Genomic DNA, 4393 nt, shown 5'->3' on the forward strand with positions numbered 1-4393 from the left:
GCTCTGAACGGATTCTGAACATTTATCGTCATTTTTCGCGAAAATATGCCTTTTCTCGCATTTTCGCAAAACCACTTTCAAATAAGCATGTTTCTTCCCGTGCAATTTGTTGTTCAGCGGGGCGCGCCTGAATCGAATAATCCAAATGCAGATACAAAAAAAGCAAGCCTCTATACTAGAGACTTGCTTATCATTTGAGAACCACTGTGCAGAGCGTTTACCTTAAGACGCGCAGCCTTCACAGGCAACATAGTTGTCGCCAACCTGTTTGCTAATTGCGATCAGATCGCCCAGCTTGATATCTTCTTCACCTGTAAATTCAAGATCAGCGATACGTGCAACGATCAGGGCAGCTGCTTCTTCCTTGCTTGTAGCCATTTGGCTAAATTCAGACTTTTCGCCTGTAGAAATGACCTCATATAAGTACGTATATCTTAAAGTTTCCATGTAGACACTCTCCTTCCGAAATCACATCATATCATCTCTATTACCCAATTCCAAGTCCAAGCTTCTGAACCTAATCGTAACGCAGTTTCATCTGCTCAGCCGTCCGTCTAACGGCTTCCCGATCCACGGTCAACACACGGCTCGTCTCCGCCAGGGGAAAACGCTGACGCAGTGTACGTACCAGCGAAGCTGTATACGCCGCAGCAGAAGGGACACCTGCCAGTTCCTGCAAACTCGCCATCGTTCCGGGCCGAACATCCGGATAGCCTTCGCTGGCACCGTCTGCTGCATCCTGATAGAACTTACGCACGTCTGCTGCCAATTGGTCCCCTTGTCCTTCCACGATGATAAAGGCCGTAATGATATAAGCCTTGGCCTGTCTGCGCTGGGCAATACCACAGAATTTCAGTCCACCCACGCTGACATCATAATCTCCAGGACAGAAGGCGCCTTCGATCTCCCCCGTACGTGCCTGACTCGACCACGGTGTTAGCGATTCAGCAATCAGTGAGGCCATCTCCCGAAAATCATCGTGTATATTGATGGCTCGTCCAGGGTTGGGCAAAATTAAAGAAACGTTAACCACCCCTGGATTCAAGGGAACTGCTGCACCACCGGATGGACGAACGCAGACCGCTGTTCCCTGGCTTCTAATGCGTTCCATCGCTTCTACCGCCTGTGGTAGCCTCCGATCCCGCAGCCCTGCTACAAAGGCATCTGGATGCCGCCATATATGAGCAACGGGCAACTGACCCTCTCCCACCCGGCGGCACATGACTTCTTCCCAAGCAAATGCTTCAAGCACACTGCTCCCGTGCCGCAGCAGCGGTGTCTCCCAAATCTGTAGACGCAATGAATGATCCAGCTGCATCTGCTGCTTTATTCCCGGCGATCCGGGTTGATCTGAATTGGACGGTACACTCATATAAGATAGCCTCCGACTAAACTAATCTGGATGAATTGAAATAATTACGTGATCCTTATGTATCCCCATGAATGCAAAAGTAATATATAAATAAGCCGGTTCCCCAGGGAACACGGCTTATTTATGAAAGCTTCCATTGGCACAAGCATCTATACTGCCATTTCAGATCCAGCAAATTGCCGAATGGAAACAACATGATGTTGCCAAAGGATCCAATGCTTCTGGCTTGTCCAACGAGTGGAATGAGCCGATCTTAATCTTTCATCAGCGACAGGAACTCGGCACGCTGTGCCGGATTGTCACGGAAAGAACCACGTACCGCAGACGTTACCGTCTTGCTGCCCGGCTTCTTCACGCCGCGGGAACACATGCACAAGTGCTCGCCTTCCACGACAACCATGACACCGTTCGGCTCTACTGCTTCAGTCAGAATATCGGCAATCTGTGAGGTAATGCGCTCTTGAACCTGCAGGCGGCGGGTAACTGCCTCCACCAGACGGGCCATTTTGCTTAATCCCACAATCTTGCCACTCGGTACATATCCAATGTGCACCTTGCCGAAGAAAGGCGCCATATGGTGTTCACATTGGCTGTAATAGACAATGTCCTTCACAATGACCAGTTCTTCATGATTCTCGTCAAACGTCACTCCAAGTACATCGCGCGGGTCCACTTCATACCCGCCAAAAATCTCTTCATACATCCGGGTTACGCGTGCAGGCGTTTCAAGCAGCCCTTCCCGCGTACTATCCTCACCGATCAATTGCAAGATCTGCTCAATGTGATACTCGATCTTCTCCCGATTGTCGGATACTTTTGAATTCAAATAATCTTTAACGCCAGCCACTGCCGAACGCCTCCTTTCGAACCACATGCTGTAAGTAGCCATTCACTTCAGCATTATGCAAAATGCTCACTCACAGCTATTATTTTCGGCGGCCCGAGTTTTTACGCGCAGGATGTTGTTGCGGCTGAGGCATCTTAGTGCCAGGCTGCTGGTTCTTCATCATCTGCTGGGCGCGCTGCATCTGCTTGCCATTCAGGTTATAACCCATTTGCTTCGCCATCTTCTGGAGCATGTCGGGATCGCTTTGCATTTTCTCAAGCTGCTTCCGCAAGTAGTATACCCCAATGAAAAACCCTCCGACCAGACCAACAATCAATGTAATAATCGGTATTGCTATTGCCATCTCTTAGACACCTCTGTATGCAATCTAAAAAGCCTGATGATCCGTGTCAGCACATGATGTTATACGCTCACAATGCAAACATGACACGCACCGGATTTCCTGAAAGTTATCATAGCATTTCCGCACGCCTTGAGCAAACGGATTTTCCAGCTATCTACTGAATTTAACATCCAGAAAACAGATCGAAAACATTCAATAAATCTTTCAGGAACATCCGTATAAGTTACATCAGTACCGCCTCTATGAAAACGGTTGTATGCTGAGCCAGATCCACTTCAATCACATCCAGATCATAACGTGTACTGCCACGTGCCACCCGAATGACCGGCCTACCGGGCAAACCCCGGTGCTGACGCACAATGACTCCGGTCTCTCTGGTAGACAATCGAACTGCTGTTCCATTCGGATAAACGGATACACTCCGGTTGAATTCTATCAAAATGTCACGATCCAGCTTCGTGCCAGACATCGCCATCATCTCTTCACAGGCTTCATGCGGCAGCAACCTTCGACCCGAAAGGCCATTGATCAGATTATCATACGTGTTAGCTGCACTGACGATTCTGGCGAACAGATGAATGTCTTTTCCCTTGATACCTCTCGGCTGTCCCGTTCCATCCACATGCTCATGATGCTGCAGAGCTGTATGTGCCACAAGCAGATTGAACTCCCGTTTGGACTTGATCAACTCGAACCCTCTCCACGTGTGATGCAGGGAGGAATTCGCTGCTGAACCGCTGCCGGGTGGCTCCCCCACTTTACCGATGTCATGCAATAGAGCTCCGACGGCTAGATCCTTGAGCTGCACATAGTTAAGCCCCAGATTCAGACCAATGACAGAAGACAGCAAACATACATTCATGGCGTGAACATACTGTGCGTTATCTTTGGTCCGAATATCTGTGAGCTGGACAAGCAGTTCACGCCCATTCAGAACATCGTTCAACAATTTATCGATGCTGATGGCGACCTTCTTCGGGCTCCAGTCCTTCCCGGAACGGATAGATTCAAGAGTTACACTCATTTCATTAATAACTGCTTTTTTCGTGGCTTCATCCAGAATGTCTTCTGTATCCACATCTTTATAAGCTTCATCCTGGATGTATAGCATGGTCACGCCAATACGCTTCAGCGTATTAACCATAAATACGGTGAGTTGGACTCCGGCAGACAGCAATACCGTACCGTTACCGGAATATACTGTTTTGCCCAGAAACTCTCCCGCTTCCACGCTCTCCACGTTAACATACTTCATGAACGTCCCCCGCTCTTACGATTGCTGCTCCAATGTGAGCAATTGCTCTTTGGTTTGCAGCCCGCCTACATAACCCACCAGGGTTCCGTCTTTACCGCTGATGCGGTGACAGGGAATAATAATCGGAATCGGATTTTTACTAATGGCATCCAGAACTGCTCGAACAGCTTTGGGCCTACCGATGATTTCCGCAACCTGTTGGTGTGTTGAGGCCTCTCCATAAGATATATCGGACAGGACTTGCCATACTTGTAGCTGGAATGGTGTTCCAAACAAATCGAGCTTCAGTTCAAACGCTTTTCGTTCTCCTGCAAAATACTGCTTCAACTGCTGTGCAGCTTCACTCAGCTTCTCTTCATTTTTCTCATATCGATATTCGCCAATCCATGTACGGGCCCATTGTTGCAGATGCGCCTCGCGCACATGGAATGCACCGAAATCAATGTGACACAGGCCCTTATCCGTGGCACAGAGCGTTAGTGTACCGATCGGTGTCAGTACCTCGTCGTAATATACCGGCGTACCATGCAGGCCTGTTACGGCTGATGGTTTCCATGCTGCAGCTTCCGTTTTGGC

Annotated in this window: 6 protein-coding genes; all 6 read right to left on the reverse strand. The window is 48.9% G+C overall.

The annotated features are described in order from the left end of the window. Window positions 1–222: 222 nt before the first annotated feature. Window positions 223–447 (reverse strand): hypothetical protein, encoded by a 225-nt coding sequence (locus tag A6049_RS32055; protein WP_053779639.1) that lies wholly within the window; start codon window positions 445–447, stop codon window positions 223–225. 70 nt (window positions 448–517) lie between these two features. After that, the gene (locus A6049_RS32060; protein WP_079695741.1) at window positions 518–1372 is read right to left on the reverse strand and encodes a lipoate--protein ligase family protein; all 855 of its coding nucleotides are present in this window, start codon (window positions 1370–1372) and stop codon (window positions 518–520) included. A gap of 253 nt (window positions 1373–1625) precedes the next feature. Continuing rightward, on the reverse strand, window positions 1626–2219 hold the full coding sequence (gene folE, locus A6049_RS32065; RefSeq protein ID WP_063568443.1) for a GTP cyclohydrolase I FolE: 594 nt from the start codon (window positions 2217–2219) through the stop codon (window positions 1626–1628). A gap of 79 nt (window positions 2220–2298) precedes the next feature. Beyond that, complete coding sequence (locus tag A6049_RS32070) at window positions 2299–2562, reverse strand: YneF family protein (RefSeq protein ID WP_063568444.1); 264 nt, start codon at window positions 2560–2562, stop codon at window positions 2299–2301. A 223-nt stretch (window positions 2563–2785) separates the two neighbouring features. Beyond that, window positions 2786–3817, reverse strand: a complete 1032-nt coding sequence (locus A6049_RS32075) for an HD-GYP domain-containing protein (protein WP_063568445.1) — start codon at window positions 3815–3817, stop codon at window positions 2786–2788. A gap of 15 nt (window positions 3818–3832) precedes the next feature. Beyond that, window positions 3833–4393: methylated-DNA--[protein]-cysteine S-methyltransferase (locus A6049_RS32080; RefSeq protein ID WP_145921979.1), on the reverse strand; the 561-nt coding region annotated here is incomplete at its 5' end.

Source organism: Paenibacillus sp. O199 (assembly GCF_001636635.1).
Lineage (GTDB): Bacteria > Bacillota > Bacilli > Paenibacillales > Paenibacillaceae > Paenibacillus > Paenibacillus marchantiae.

Coding starts and splice junctions, on each gene's coding strand:
- A6049_RS32060 (WP_079695741.1), bottom strand. CDS start 1,372: ATGAGTGTACCGTCCAATTCAGATCAACCCGGATCGCCGGGAATAAAG.
- A6049_RS32075 (WP_063568445.1), bottom strand. CDS start 3,817: ATGAAGTATGTTAACGTGGAGAGCGTGGAAGCGGGAGAGTTTCTGGGC.
- A6049_RS32055 (WP_053779639.1), bottom strand. CDS start 447: ATGGAAACTTTAAGATATACGTACTTATATGAGGTCATTTCTACAGGC.
- A6049_RS32070 (WP_063568444.1), bottom strand. CDS start 2,562: ATGGCAATAGCAATACCGATTATTACATTGATTGTTGGTCTGGTCGGA.